Consider the following 13,430-nt stretch of genomic DNA (forward strand, 5'->3'; position numbering starts at 1 on the left):
GGGCAAGGGGTGGCGGAGCTGGCGGCGGCGTTTACCCTGTCGATTGAGATGGGCGCGCGGCTCGAAGACGTGGCCGGCACCATCCATGCCCACCCCACGCTGGGCGAAGCGGTGCAGGAAGCGGCGCTGCGGGCGCTGGGGCACGCGGTGCATATTTGAAGCACCCCCCTGTGCGGCTGCGCCGCTTCCCCCCGCTCTCGCATCGCTGCGCGCTGCGGGCAGGGGGACGCCACCGGTGCGGCGGGGCGGCCCTTGCACGGTGGCCCTGGCCTGGGCCGTGCCGGTTTCCATCGGCGTGCGCAATGCGTGCACCTAAAACGGGGGAGCACGCCGAAGAAATGAGTCTTTGGGTCCGCTAAGCTCTCGCCCATGCAAATCTACCGTGCTGCCCTGTTGCGGTTTTCCGACGATGGTCGGGCCATTTACGACGAAGACGGCCTGCTCGCCATGGCCCCCGATGCCGAGGGCCGCCAGCGCGTGCAGGCCGCTGGTGCCTGGCAGGCACTGCACCGCCAGTTCGCCGGCCATCCGGTCACGCACCTGCCTGGCCGCATCATCGCGCCGGGTTTCGTGGACATGCACATCCACTTCCCGCAGACCGACATCATCGGCTCGCCCGCCGAGGGCCTGCTGCCCTGGCTGGAGCAGTACACCTTTCCCGAAGAGAGCCGCTTTCACATGGACGCGCATGGCGCGCAGGTGGCTGAATTCTTCGTCGATGAACTGCTGCGCAACGGCGTGACCACCGCGCTGGCCTTTGCCACCTCGCACCCGCAGTCGGTGGATGCGTTGATGGCCGAGGCGCAGCGCCGCAGCCTGCGCCTTATCTGCGGCAAGGTGCTGCAAGACCGCCACTCGCCCGACGGCGTGCGCGACGCCACCGAGCAAAGCCTGCTGGATTCCGAAGACTTGATCCGCCGCTGGCATGGCGTGGACCGGCTGGGCTACGCCATCACGCCGCGCTTTGCGCCCACCAGCACCACCGAGCAACTGCGCGGCGCGGGCGAGTTGGCGGCGCGCCACCCTAGCGTGTGGATTCAATCGCACGTGGCAGAAAATCTGGACGAAGTGCGCTGGGTGCGCGAGCTGTTCCCTCGCTCGCGCAGCTACCTGGCGGTGTACGACGGCTTCGGCCTGATGCGCGAGCGGGCCGTGTACGCGCACTGCATCCACCTCGACGAGGTCGACCGCGCGCTGATGCGCGAGCGCCGGACGGCAGCGGCGGTCTGCCCGACGAGCAACCTGTTCCTCGGCAGCGGCTTCTTCGACTTCGCGCGGGCCGACGCCGCCGGTTTCCGCTACGGCCTGGCGAGCGACGTGGGCGGCGGCACGAGCTTTTCGCCCTTCCAGACCATGATGGCGGCCTACTATGTGGGGCGCACGGCGGTGGAAGGCGTCCTGCCCAAGCAGGGCGTGTCGCTGCCGCCATCCACGCTGTGGTGGCGCCACACGGCGGGTGCGGCGCAGGCGCTGGGCCTGGGTGGCGTGATCGGCAACCTGCAGCCCGGCTGCGAGGGCGATTTCGTCGTGCTCAACCCGCAGGCCACGCCGCTCCTGGCGCGCCGCACGGCGCAGGCGTGCAACCTGGAAGAGCTGCTTTTCGCGATGATCGTGCTCGGCGACGACAGGCTGATTGAAAGCACAGTGATTTCTCAAGCAAAATAGGGCTCTAGCGCATATTCCATAAGCGCATACAGCTATCGAAACCATAGTGCCTGCCAAGGACGTGGCGTCCTGGGTTGCAAGCTGGCTTCAGAAAGGCGCCGAGAATCGCCGCCATGCGGCGTTGCAAATCCGCGCGATAGCTGCGGCTATCGCTGTGGTTTGCGCCTTGCCTGACGACGATTTCGACCCCTTTCCTTTTTCAGTCAACTTCCAACCCAGGACACCTGCGATGAGCATCAAAAGCGACAAATGGATTCGCCGCATGGCGGAGCAGACCGGTATGATCGAGCCCTTCGAGCCCGGACAGGTGCGCGAAGTAGCGGGCCAGAAAATCATCAGCTACGGCACCAGCAGCTATGGCTACGACATCCGCTGCGCGCCCGAATTCAAGGTTTTCACCAACATCCACAGCACGGTGGTGGACCCGAAAAACTTCGACGAGAAAAGCTTTGTCGACTTCCATGGCGAGAGCTGCATCATCCCGCCCAACAGCTTTGCGCTGGCGCGCACCATGGAGTACTTCCGCATTCCGCGCAATGTGCTGACCATCTGCCTGGGCAAGAGCACCTACGCGCGCTGCGGCATCATCGTCAACGTCACCCCTTTCGAGCCCGAATGGGAAGGCTATGTGACGCTGGAGTTCTCCAACACCACGCCGCTGCCGGCGCGCATCTATGCGGGCGAGGGCTGCGCCCAGGTGCTGTTTTTCGAGAGCGACGAGGTCTGCGAGACCAGCTACAAAGACCGCGGCGGCAAGTACCAGGGCCAGGTGGGCGTGACGCTGCCCAAGGCGTGATCGCCCTCGGCCCCTGTGCCGGCACCTGCACGGATGAGGCACACCATAATGGCGCCGCAGCCGGGCGCCGCTCGCTAGTGTCCTGAGTTGGAAATTCGTTTCATAAAGACGTCGAGAATCACCCCCATGCTGCGTTGCAAATCCTCGCGATAGCGATGGCTATCGCTGTGGTTTGCGCCTGGCCTGGAGACGATTTCGACATCTTTATTTCATCAACGAACTTCCAACTCAGGACACTAAGGAGCCGCATATGCGATGGGAAGGCAACAGAGAATCCGACAACGTCGAAGACCGGCGCGACGGCGGTGGGGGCGTGCCGGGGTTTGGCGGGCGCAGCATTGGCATTGGCACCATCGTGGTGGCGCTCCTTGGCGGCTGGGTGCTGGGCATCAACCCGCTGACCATCCTGGGGCTGCTCAGCGGCGGCAGCCCGGCGCAGGTGCAGCAGGCGCCTGCCAGGCACCCGCCCGCGGACGACAAGATGGCGCGCTTCGTCTCCACCGTGCTGGCCGATACCGAAGATGTCTGGACCGATGTTTTCCGCCAGCAGGGCGGCACGTACCAGAAGCCGCATCTGGTGCTGTTTCGCGGCGCCACGCCCACGGCCTGCGGCACCGGGCAGTCGGCCATGGGGCCGTTTTACTGTCCTGCGGACCGCAAGGTATACATCGACCTCGGGTTTTACGAAACGCTCAAGAACCGGCTCGGCGCACCGGGTGACTTTGCCCAGGCGTATGTGATTGCGCATGAGGTTGGCCACCACGTGCAGAACCTGCTCGGCATCAGCCAAAAGATGGATCAGGCACGTGGCCGGGTTTCGCAGGCCGATTACAACCGGCTGTCGGTGCGGCTTGAGCTCCAGGCCGACTGCTTTGCCGGGGTCTGGGCCAACCATGCCCAGCAGGCGCGCCAGATCCTGGAGCAGGGCGATGTCGAAGAGGCCATGAACGCGGCCGCGAAGATTGGCGACGATGCCTTGCAGCGCGCCGGTGGCGGTGCGGTGGTGCCTGAGAGCTTTACCCACGGCACCAGCGCACAGCGCCAGCACTGGTTCGATACGGGGCTGCAAAGCGGCAGCCTTCAGCGTTGCGACACCTTCTCGGCGCGCGCTCTGTAGCCCCTGCGGGAGGCGGCGCTGGCCTCCTGCGACTCACGGTGCGACAATAGCGGGCTTAGGCAACGCTGAACAAGCCCCTCGCGCACGGCGCATCCCTGGCTCGGGACGGTCTGCGGCGTTGCAAACCCTCGCGATAGCTGCGGCTATCGCTGTGGTTTGCGCCTTGCAGCCCATCCCGATCCAGGGCGCGCTGCATCGCGCAAGCTTATTCAGCGTCGCCTTAATGACCAGTTTGACCAGTTCCTTTTCCAATCTTTCGCTGGCCGAGCCGCTGGCGCGCGCCGTGGCCGAAATGGGCTACGAGTCCATGACCCCTATCCAGGAGCAGGCCATTCCGGTGGTTCTGACGGGCCAGGATGTGATGGGCGCCGCCCAGACCGGCACCGGCAAGACGGCGGCGTTCTCGCTGCCGCTCCTGCAGCGCCTGCTCAAGCACGAAAGCAGTTCCACCTCGCCCGCGCGCCACCCGGTGCGCGCCCTGGTGCTTCTGCCGACGCGAGAACTGGCCGACCAGGTCGCGCAGCAGGTCGCGCTGTACGCCAAGTACACCAAGCTGCGCAGCACCGTGGTGTTTGGCGGCATCGACATGAAGCCGCAGACGCTGGAGCTGAAAAAGGGCGTTGAAATCCTGGTTGCCACGCCGGGCCGCCTGCTGGACCATATCGAAGCCAAGAACGCGGTGCTCAACCAGGTCGAATACGTGGTGCTCGATGAGGCCGACCGTATGCTCGACATCGGCTTCCTGCCCGATCTGCAGCGCATCCTCTCGTACCTGCCCAAGCAGCGCACCACGCTCTTGTTCAGCGCCACGTTCTCGCCCGAGATCAAGCGCCTGGCGGGCAGCTACCTGCAAAACCCGGTCACCATCGAAGTGGCGCGGCCCAACGAGACGGCCTCCACCGTCGAGCAGCATTTCTACAGCGCGGGCGACGAGGACAAACGCCGCGCCATCCACCAGGTGCTCAAGAGCCGGGGCATCAAGCAGGCGTTCATCTTTGTGAACAGCAAGCTCGGCTGCGCGCGCCTGGCCCGCAGCCTGGAGCGCGAAGGCCTCAAGACCACGGCGCTGCATGGCGACAAGAGCCAGGACGAACGCTTGAAGGCGCTTGAAGCGTTCAAGAGCGGCGAAGTCGATCTGTTGGTCTGCACCGACGTGGCCGCGCGCGGCCTGGACATCAAGGACGTCCCGGCGGTTTTCAACTTCGACGTGCCGTTCAACGCCGAAGACTATGTCCACCGCATCGGCCGTACGGGCCGCGCCGGTGCCTCGGGCCTCGCCGTCACGCTGGTTTCGGGCAGCGACGCGCGCCTGGTGGCCGACATCGAAAAACTGCTCAAGACCAAGATCGAGATCGAAGCGCTGGAATACGACGAAGAGCGCCCGCGCGGCCATTTCAACGACGGCCGGCGCGTCTGGCAGGAGGGGGAGGGGCGCCATGCCGCGCCCCGCGCCCCACGTGGCGAGCGTCCCGAGCGGTTCGAGCGGCCGGAGCGTGCGCGCAGCGGCTTCCGTCCTGCGCCGGTATCGCGCGACCCATTTTTCGATAAACCCTACGAAGCTCCGCAGACGGACGCGGCCCCAGGCTGGGAGGCCACCGTACGCCCGGCGCGCAGCGGTGCCTCTCCCAATATCAAGCCCCGGCGCAAGGTGGCGGCGCTGTTCAAGGCGCCTGCGCCTGAAGCGGCGCAGGCTTGCGAGCCTGAATTTCAAGAGAAATTGGCCTCTAGCGCTTGATCTACAAGCGTATCCAGCTATTTTTTAAATAGCATTTTCAGCCTGGTTTCTGCGCCTGCGGGCACGCCACCTGCAGCCACTCGCGTTGCGCCAGGGTCTCGCCGAAACGCACCGCGCTCAGGCATCCCCCCCACACGCAGCCGGTGTCCAGCCCCAGCAGGTCAGGGCGATCGAGCTTGCCCAGTGTGGACCAGTGACCAAACGTGACGAGCTGGCCTGCGGTGCGCCGCCCGGGCAGCTCGAACCAGGGCAGCAGCCCTGATGGCGGCTCGGTCGCCGATTCGTTGCTGGAAAAATCCATGGCGCCATCGGGGGTGCAAAAGCGCAGGCGCGTCAAGCCGTTGACGATGGCGCGCAGGCGCTCGCTGCCTTGCAGCGCGTCGCTCCAGCGGGCCGGCGTATTGCCGTACATGGCCCGCAGGAACAGCGCGTAATCCGGCTCCCGCAGCGCTGCCTGCACTTCGCCTGCCAGCGCCACGGTGTGTTCGGCGCTCCATTGCGGCAGCACGCCGGCATGCACGGCCAGCAAGGTCTCGCCGCCATGCGGGTGCAGGCGCGCCAATGGCTGCGCCCGCAGCCAGTCGAGCAGAAGCGGGCGATCAGGTGCGTTGAGAATGGCGTTCAGCGTGTCGCGCCGCCCCGGCGCACGGGCCCCGGCAGCGACGGCAAGCAGGTGCAGATCGTGGTTGCCCAGTAGGCACAAGAGCGCGCCATCGGCCGCCACACAGCGGCGCAGTACGGCAAGCGAATCGGGCCCCCGGTTCACCAGATCGCCCTGCAGCAGGGCGGTGTCGCGGCTGGCTGAGAATCCAATATGCGCCAGCAGGCGCTCGAATGCGCCGTCGCAGCCTTGCAGGTCGCCAATACAGTACAGTGCCATCGTGTCGTTGTTTCTTTTGGATTCATGAATTTTCTCCTCATCGCGCTGTTGACGCTGCTCAACGGCGCTTTTGCGATGTCGGAGCTGGCGCTCGCGTCCAGTCGCAAAGCCAGGCTGACCGCCATGGCGCAAGCTGGCGACAAGGGTGCCCAGGCGGCGCTGGCGCTGCTTGAGAACCCCACCCAGTTTCTCTCTTCCGTCCAGGTGGGGATCACCTCCATCGGCATGATCAACGGCATTCTCGGGGAAGCCGCGTTCAGCGAAGCCTTGGCACTCAAACTGATGGGATTGGGCATGACTGCCGGCGCGGCCGGCATTTCTGCCACGGCCATTGTGGTCACGGTCATCACGTTCATCACGATTGTGTTTGGCGAACTGGTGCCCAAGCGCATTGGCCAGCTCTACCCTGAAGCCGTCTCGCGTGCCATGGCTCGCCCCATGACCTGGCTGGCGCGCGTGGCGCGGCCCTTCGTGCGCCTGCTGTCGCTTTCGACGCAAGGGGTGCTCGCGTTGCTGCGTGTGAACAACGAGGCCGGCCGTGCCGTCACGGAAGAGGAAATCAGCGCCAGCCTGGCCGAAGGGCGCGATGCGGGCGTCATCGAGCACCACGAGCACCAGATGGTGCAAAACGTGTTCCATCTGGACGATAGGCCCCTGACATCGCTCATGGTGCCGCGCGGCGACGTCGATTGGCTGGATGCCAGCAATACCGTTGCGCAAGCCCTGCAGCATGCAAGCGCAGCAGGAGAAAAAGGCGCCCATTCCTGGTACCCCGTGTGCCGTGGATCACTGGACGATGTGGTGGGCGTTGTCAGCGTGGCGCGATTGCTTGAATTGGGCTGGCAGGCGCCGGGCGAGATTGGTGAATATACCCAGCCAGCGTCCTATTTGCCCGAAACCCTGACGGGAATGGAATTGCTGGAGCAATTTCGCACCCGCCTCGGGCGTCTGGTGTTTGTTGTGGACGAGTATGGCGTGGTGCAGGGGATCATGACGCCACGGGATTTACTCGAAGCGATTACGGGCGAATTGCAGCCGGATGTGGATATGGACGCCTGGGCCGTGGTGCAGGACGATGGCAGCTGGCTGCTGGAAGGCCAAATACCGATACCGGAACTCAAGGCGCGGCTCGACATCGAAGAACTTCCCGACGAGGATCGTGGGCGATACAACACGCTGGCAGGATTATTGATAGCCGAATGGGGGAACCTACCTGACGTTGGGCAAACCATTGCCTGTGCCGGCTGGCTATTTGAGGTGTTGGCGATGGAGGGGCGCCGAATCGACCGCGTGCGGGCACGCAGGCAATTGCCTGAATTTGCAGATGAGGCGATTGAAGCCGATTGATCTGATGGAATTTTGCTGCAACGAGGATGAAAACCTCTCGATCGTATCCATTCACATCAGTGCACCATGCTAGTGCATCGCGATGAGAATGCAGCGCCGCCCCGAAATGAATTGGTAATTGCTAGGGTGAATTCCTGCAAAGGCCAATATTTTTTTCTATAATCAAAGCTCCTCCACCCAAATCGTTAGAAGCACCATGCCAAGTTACAAAGAACTCGTGAAGCAGCGCGAAGCCCTGGAACAACAAATTCAGCAAGCCCGTCAACTGGAGTTGGCCGGTGCGGTTTCCCAGGTTCGGGCGTTGGTAGCCGAGTTTGGTTTGACCGCACAGGACGTATTCCCCTCAGGCCGCGCACGCAGTTCCAGCAGCGGCTCCAAAGTAGCTCCCAAATACCGCAATCCCGCCACGGGCCAGACCTGGACCGGCCGCGGCAAGCCACCGCGCTGGATTCAGGACCAGAACCGCGAGCAATTCGCCATTTAAGAAAACCCGCTTCGGCGGGTTTTCTTATGCCCTGGCTGCACACTCGGACAACTTCTTCCGAATAGGCATGTGCAGCATTCACTTCGATGAGATCTTCCCCCTCTCCACTGCAGTTGTGGCCTTAATTGCTGCTTTCTTGCGCAGAGATGCCAGGCGGTTAGCCGTGACCTCCCCCTAATGCAAGTAGCAGGCCATGCAAGGTAGGCGCTGGGTGTGCATCGCCGTAGGGAAATAGCATATAGCGCTTGATTTGCATCACGATTGAACGAGAAGGCCGTCCACCTCTCCTGGAAAACCGTCGATAGTCGCTTTGTCGCGGTTTTCTATCCACTGGAGGGGTTTGATGAAACTAAGCAATTTGCCCATAGGCCGCCGTTTGGGCTTGGGATTTGGGCTTTTGCTGGTGCTGATGCTCATCGGCAATGGAGCTGCGGTGGTGGAGTTCTCTGCTGCGGGCAAGGCCAACAGCCGCATCATTGAGCAAGATTGGGTCAAGGCCGACGCCGCCAGCACCATCAATGCCGCTGCTCAGGCCAACGCCAAACGCACCTTGGAATTGCTGGTGTCATCCCGTCCGGAGCAACAGACGCAGATCGGTGAGGCCATTGCCAAAAACAAAAAAACCATTGATGAGGCACTGCTTACGCTGGAGAAGTTGGTTCAGTTGCCGGAAGGCAAATTATTGCTGGCGGAGATCAAGGAAAAGCGCGGTCAATACGTTCAGTCTTTCACCAAGGTGGCTGCCTTGGTGGGGCAGGGCCAGCACGACGAAGCCGTGCAGTTGATGAATGGGGAAACCTTGCAGGCCATTGAAACCCTGCAAACCTCGATTGCCGGCCTGGCCGCATTGCAAAAGCGGATTGTCGTTGCCAGTGGTGCGAAGGCACAGCAGGATATTGCGTTATCAAAACAACTCATGGGCGGATTGGTTTTACTGGGGCTTCTGATTGGTGTGGCTGCCGCCGTCCTGATCACGCGCTCCATTACCCATCCCATTGCCCAAGCCTTGCGTGTGGCGCAGCAGGTGGCAAAGGGCGATCTGACCGGGAAGATCCAGCCCGAGGGCCAAGATGAAATGGCCCAATTGCTGGAGGCGCTGCGGACGATGAGTGCATCGCTTGCGCAGATTGTCGGTGGTGTGCGGGGCAGTTCGGACGCCATTTCCTCAGCCAGCGGCCAGATTGCCGCGGGCAACCTGGACCTGTCTCAACGGACTGAAGAACAGGCAGCCTCGCTGGAACAGACCGCCGCATCTCTGGAGCAGATTGGCGCTGCGGTGCGTCAGAATTACGAAGGAAGCCAGCATGCCAACAAGGTGGCAGCGGATGCCGCGAATGTGGCCGTGCGTGGCGGTGCCGTGGTGTCACAGGTGGTGCATACCATGGAGACCATCAATGTGTCGTCGCGCAAGATCGCCGACATCATCGGCGTTATCGATGGCATTGCGTTCCAGACCAATATCCTGGCACTGAATGCGGCGGTGGAGGCTGCGCGGGCCGGTGACCAGGGCCGGGGGTTTGCCGTGGTGGCTACGGAGGTGCGCAGCCTGGCAGGGCGGTCGGCCACCGCAGCACGAGAAATCAAGGCTTTGATCGAAGCCTCTGTCGGCAATGTGGAGGAAGGTTGCCGACTGGTGGAGCAGGCAGGCAGCACCATGGACGAGATCGTCGTCAATGTGCACAGGGTGACCGACATCATGGGAGAACTGGCTGTAGCCAGCGGTGAGCAGACCAGCGGGCTCGATCAGATCAACACCGCCATGGGGCAGATGGACCAGGTGACCCAAGGCAATGCGGCGCTGGTCGAGGAGGCTGCCGCGGCAGCGCAGTCACTGGATACGCAGGCGCAAGCGCTGGTGCAGGCGGTCAGCGTGTTCAAACTGCCGGGCGGGCGGGCCTTGGCCCTCCAGTAGGGAAGCAGCGTGGCATATTTTGAATGGGGGCCTGACTTGGAGATCGATCATGGCCAGATCGATGCGGACCATCGCCAACTGGTGGGACTGGTCAATGAGCTGCACACGGCCACCAGCCAGGGCCAAGGGCAGGCGGTGGTGGCCGGTGTGATGGCGCGGCTCATCACCTATACCCAGCAGCATTTTTCCAGGGAAGAGCAGTTGATGGAGAGCAGTGCTTTCCCTGCGCTTATGGGGCACCGCAAAAAACACAAACAAATTATTGCCGAGCTTATGGCGCTGGCAGAAAAGCAGGAAGCGGGCAGCATCACTGTGGCATCTCAGCTGTCGAGCCTGATGCGGGATTGGTTGTCACTGCACATCCGTCGCTCGGACCGTGAACTGGTCGCCTTTCTGAAAACAAAAAAACTGGCTTCGCAAGGGCCGCGTCCTGTGCGCAAAGTGCCCCTGCGGTAGCTCTGACCATTGCAGCGTCGCGGGAGGATGCCAGAATGGCCCCATCACCGCATTTCAGGAGTTAGCGCCATGGCCTCAGCAACCCCACGCCCCGCACGACATGCTTTTGCTTCCACGCTTAAGCGATTCAAGACGGCTTCGGGCAAAGAGGGGCAGTTCTATTCCCTGCCTGCGCTGGCGCGCCAATATCCGGGAATCAAGCGCCTGCCGATCTCCATTCGCATCGTGCTCGAATCGGTGCTGCGCAATTGCGACGGCCGCAAGGTGTCTCCCGAGCACGTGATGGAGCTTGCGCAGTGGGCTCCCCAGGCGCCGCGCACCGAAGAAATCCCGTTTGTCGTCTCGCGCGTCGTGCTGCAGGATTTCACCGGCGTGCCGCTGCTGGTGGATCTGGCTGCCATGCGCAGTGCTGCCGTGCAGTGCGGCAAAAGCGCCCGCAAGATTCAGCCGCTCGTCCCGGTAGACCTGGTGGTGGACCACTCCATCATGGTCGACTACTACGGCAAGAAAAGCGCGCTCGACCTGAATATGAAGCTCGAATTCCAGCGCAACCGCGAGCGCTACGAATTCATGAAATGGGGCATGCAGGCGTTTGACACGCTGGGCGTCGTGCCGCCGGGTTTTGGCATCGTCCACCAGGTCAATCTTGAATACCTGGCGCGCGGCGTGCACAAGAGCAAAGACAAGGTGTACTACCCCGATACCCTGGTGGGCACCGACAGCCACACCACCATGATCAACGGCATTGGCGTGGTCGGCTGGGGCGTGGGCGGTATCGAAGCCGAGGCGGCCATGCTGGGCCAGCCGCTCTACATGCTCACGCCCGACGTGGTCGGCGTGGAACTCACCGGGAAGTTGCGCGAAGGCGTTACCGCCACCGATCTGGTGCTCACGGTGACTGAGCTGATGCGCAGCCACAAAGTGGTGGGCAAATTCGTCGAGTATTTTGGCGAGGGCACGCGCTCACTCTCCGTTCCTGACCGCGCCACCATCGGCAATATGTCGCCCGAATACGGCGCCACCATGGGCTTGTTCCCGGTGGACGAGAAGACCATCGAATACTTCCGCGGCACGGGCCGCACCAAGACCGAGATCGAGGCGTTCGAGGCCTATTTCCGTGCCCAGGGCCTGTTTGGTGTGCCCAAGGCTGGCGAGATCGATTACTCGGAAGTCGTGCACCTGGACCTTGGCAGCGTCACGCCCAGTGTGGCCGGCCCCAAGCGCCCACAAGACCGTATCGAACTGGGCAAACTCAGCACGCAGTTCGCTGATTTGTTCAGCAAGCCCAATGCCCAGGCCGGCTTCAACCGCCCCGCCGAGTCGCTGCACACGCGGTTCCATATTCATTCGGGTGAGCAAGTGGGTGGCGAGCCAACGCCGCAAGAGACACCCACGCCCGATGGCGCTCCGCGCCATCTGCTGGAGATGGAGGCCAACAAGCCGACGCTCGCTGCCGCGCACTCGGAAACCCATACCACGGGGGCGCGCGCGTCCGATGTCACGGTAGGCAACGGCGACGTGTTGATTGCTGCCATCACCAGCTGCACCAACACCTCCAACCCCAGCGTGCTGCTGGCGGCGGGCCTGCTGGCCAAGAAGGCGGTGAAAGCAGGGCTCAAAGTCAAGCCGCATATCAAGACCTCGCTGGCCCCGGGTTCGCGCATCGTCACCGAGTACCTTACGGAAACCGGCCTGCTGCCGTACCTGCAAAAGCTCGGTTTCGACGTGGTCGGTTATGGCTGCACCACCTGCATTGGCAACTCCGGCGACCTCACCACCGAGCTCAACGAAGTGATCACGCACAACGACCTGGTCTGCTCCGCCGTGCTCTCGGGCAACCGCAATTTCGAGGCGCGCATCCACCCCAACATCAAGGCCAACTTCCTGGCCAGCCCGCCGCTGGTCGTGGCCTACGCCATTGCCGGCACGGTGCTTACCGACCTGATGACCGAACCCGTGGGCCAGGGCAAGGGCGGCAAGGATGTGTACCTGGGCGATATCTGGCCCACCAGCGACGAAGTGCAGGCGCTGATGAAGTACGCCATGAAGGGCAAGGCCTTCCGCGAAAACTACGCGCGCATCGCCGGCGAGCCGGGCAAGCTCTGGGAGCGCATCAACGGCGGCACCGGCATGACCTACGAGTGGCCCAAGAGCACCTACATTGCCGAACCGCCGTTCTTTGCCGATTTCATTGCAGAAAACGGAGCAAACAAGTCAGGTGCAGCAAGCGCTAGAGGCCAAAATGATCCAAAACTTCCCAGCGTACTGGGAGCGCGCATCATGGCGCTGTTTGGCGACTCCATCACCACCGACCACATCTCGCCCGCCGGCTCCATCAAGGAAAGTTCGGCGGCCGGGCAGTGGCTGCTGCAGCACGGCGTGATGAAGCAGGACTTCAACAGCTACGGTTCGCGCCGTGGCAACCACGACGTGATGATGCGCGGCACCTTTGCCAACGTGCGCATCAAGAACCTGATGGTGCCGCCCACGGCGGATGGCTCGCGCGAGGAGGGCGGCATTACGCTCTACCAGAACGACGGCCCGCTGCAAGGCTCCAAAATGTTCATCTTCGACGCTGCCATGCAGTACATGGCGGAGGCGACACCCACCGTGGTCTTTGCCGGCGAAGAGTACGGCACGGGTTCGAGCCGCGACTGGGCGGCCAAGGGCACGCAGCTCTTGGGCATCAAGGCCGTGGTGGCGCGCAGCTTCGAGCGCATCCACCGCTCCAATCTGGTCGGCATGGGCGTGCTGCCGCTGCAGTTCAAGGGTGACGATTCGTGGGAGTCGCTCGGGCTGGAAGGGAGCGAGCGCATCGACGTCCTGCCCGACCCGGCGCTCACGCCGCGCAGCGACACGCGCCTGGTGATCCACCGGGCTGACGGCTCGCGCAAGGAGGTGCTGGTGACGCTGCGCATCGACACCCCCATCGAGATCGACTACTACCAGGCCGGGGGCATCCTGCCCTTCGTGCTCGGCCAGTTGCTGGAAGTTTGAGGCGGTGGCAGGCACAGCGGCGGGCGTGGCGGCGTGCCAGG

Annotated in this window: 11 protein-coding genes; 10 read left to right on the forward strand and 1 reads right to left on the reverse strand. The window is 63.1% G+C overall.

All coding sequences use genetic code 11. The annotated features are described in order from the left end of the window. From AC07ZH_RS08000 to AC07ZH_RS08020, 5 genes are all read left to right on the forward strand, one after another. Positions 1–159: oxidoreductase dimerization domain-containing protein (locus AC07ZH_RS08000; RefSeq protein ID WP_495199376.1), on the forward strand; the 159-nt coding region annotated here is incomplete at its 5' end. Positions 160–369: 210 nt separating this feature from the next. Next, entirely contained in the window at positions 370–1,665 is a 1,296-nt protein-coding gene (guaD, locus tag AC07ZH_RS08005) for a guanine deaminase (protein WP_495199285.1), read from the forward strand. A 229-nt stretch (positions 1,666–1,894) separates the two neighbouring features. After that, positions 1,895–2,461 carry a dCTP deaminase gene (dcd, locus tag AC07ZH_RS08010; RefSeq protein WP_119108459.1) on the forward strand — a complete coding sequence of 189 codons (567 nt, stop codon included), beginning with the start codon at positions 1,895–1,897 and terminating at the stop codon, positions 2,459–2,461. Between the two features lie 250 nt (positions 2,462–2,711). Then, a complete protein-coding gene (ypfJ, locus tag AC07ZH_RS08015; protein ID WP_495199286.1) occupies positions 2,712–3,578 on the forward strand; it encodes a KPN_02809 family neutral zinc metallopeptidase in 867 nt (288 codons plus the stop codon). Between the two features lie 232 nt (positions 3,579–3,810). Continuing rightward, positions 3,811–5,313, forward strand: a complete 1,503-nt coding sequence (locus AC07ZH_RS08020; RefSeq protein ID WP_495199287.1) for a DEAD/DEAH box helicase — start codon at positions 3,811–3,813, stop codon at positions 5,311–5,313. 37 nt (positions 5,314–5,350) lie between these two features. Here the strand turns inward: AC07ZH_RS08020 and AC07ZH_RS08025 are convergent, their stop codons facing one another. Further along, positions 5,351–6,193 carry a symmetrical bis(5'-nucleosyl)-tetraphosphatase gene (locus AC07ZH_RS08025; protein ID WP_495199288.1) on the reverse strand — a complete coding sequence of 281 codons (843 nt, stop codon included), beginning with the start codon at positions 6,191–6,193 and terminating at the stop codon, positions 5,351–5,353. A 24-nt stretch (positions 6,194–6,217) separates the two neighbouring features. On the opposite strand from AC07ZH_RS08025, the gene AC07ZH_RS08030 reads away from it, so the two are divergent. From AC07ZH_RS08030 to AC07ZH_RS08050, 5 genes are all read left to right on the forward strand, one after another. Continuing rightward, positions 6,218–7,540 carry a hemolysin family protein gene (locus tag AC07ZH_RS08030; RefSeq protein WP_119108456.1) on the forward strand — a complete coding sequence of 441 codons (1,323 nt, stop codon included), beginning with the start codon at positions 6,218–6,220 and terminating at the stop codon, positions 7,538–7,540. A gap of 196 nt (positions 7,541–7,736) precedes the next feature. Then, positions 7,737–8,024: an H-NS histone family protein gene (locus tag AC07ZH_RS08035; protein ID WP_119108455.1), complete on the forward strand. Its 288-nt coding sequence runs from the start codon at positions 7,737–7,739 to the stop codon at positions 8,022–8,024. Positions 8,025–8,367: 343 nt separating this feature from the next. Beyond that, positions 8,368–9,936, forward strand: coding sequence for a methyl-accepting chemotaxis protein (locus tag AC07ZH_RS08040; protein ID WP_495199289.1), 1,569 nt, complete (start codon positions 8,368–8,370; stop codon positions 9,934–9,936). 9 nt (positions 9,937–9,945) lie between these two features. After that, the gene (locus tag AC07ZH_RS08045; protein ID WP_495199290.1) at positions 9,946–10,392 is read left to right on the forward strand and encodes a bacteriohemerythrin; all 447 of its coding nucleotides are present in this window, start codon (positions 9,946–9,948) and stop codon (positions 10,390–10,392) included. Between the two features lie 69 nt (positions 10,393–10,461). Beyond that, a complete protein-coding gene (locus AC07ZH_RS08050; protein WP_495199291.1) occupies positions 10,462–13,389 on the forward strand; it encodes an aconitate hydratase in 2,928 nt (975 codons plus the stop codon). Positions 13,390–13,430: the final 41 nt, after the last annotated feature.

It is taken from the genome of Simplicispira sp. GW247-4R2A, assembly GCF_059424465.1.

Excerpts from the sequence above, each read along its gene's own strand:
- guaD (WP_495199285.1), top strand. The coding sequence starts at position 370 with ATGCAAATCTACCGTGCTGCCCTGTTGCGGTTTTCCGACGATGGTCGG.
- ypfJ (WP_495199286.1), top strand. The coding sequence starts at position 2,712 with ATGCGATGGGAAGGCAACAGAGAATCCGACAACGTCGAAGACCGGCGC.
- AC07ZH_RS08040 (WP_495199289.1), top strand. The coding sequence starts at position 8,368 with ATGAAACTAAGCAATTTGCCCATAGGCCGCCGTTTGGGCTTGGGATTT.
- AC07ZH_RS08030 (WP_119108456.1), top strand. The coding sequence starts at position 6,218 with ATGAATTTTCTCCTCATCGCGCTGTTGACGCTGCTCAACGGCGCTTTT.
- AC07ZH_RS08035 (WP_119108455.1), top strand. The coding sequence starts at position 7,737 with ATGCCAAGTTACAAAGAACTCGTGAAGCAGCGCGAAGCCCTGGAACAA.
- dcd (WP_119108459.1), top strand. The coding sequence starts at position 1,895 with ATGAGCATCAAAAGCGACAAATGGATTCGCCGCATGGCGGAGCAGACC.
- AC07ZH_RS08050 (WP_495199291.1), top strand. The coding sequence starts at position 10,462 with ATGGCCTCAGCAACCCCACGCCCCGCACGACATGCTTTTGCTTCCACG.
- AC07ZH_RS08025 (WP_495199288.1), bottom strand. The coding sequence starts at position 6,193 with ATGGCACTGTACTGTATTGGCGACCTGCAAGGCTGCGACGGCGCATTC.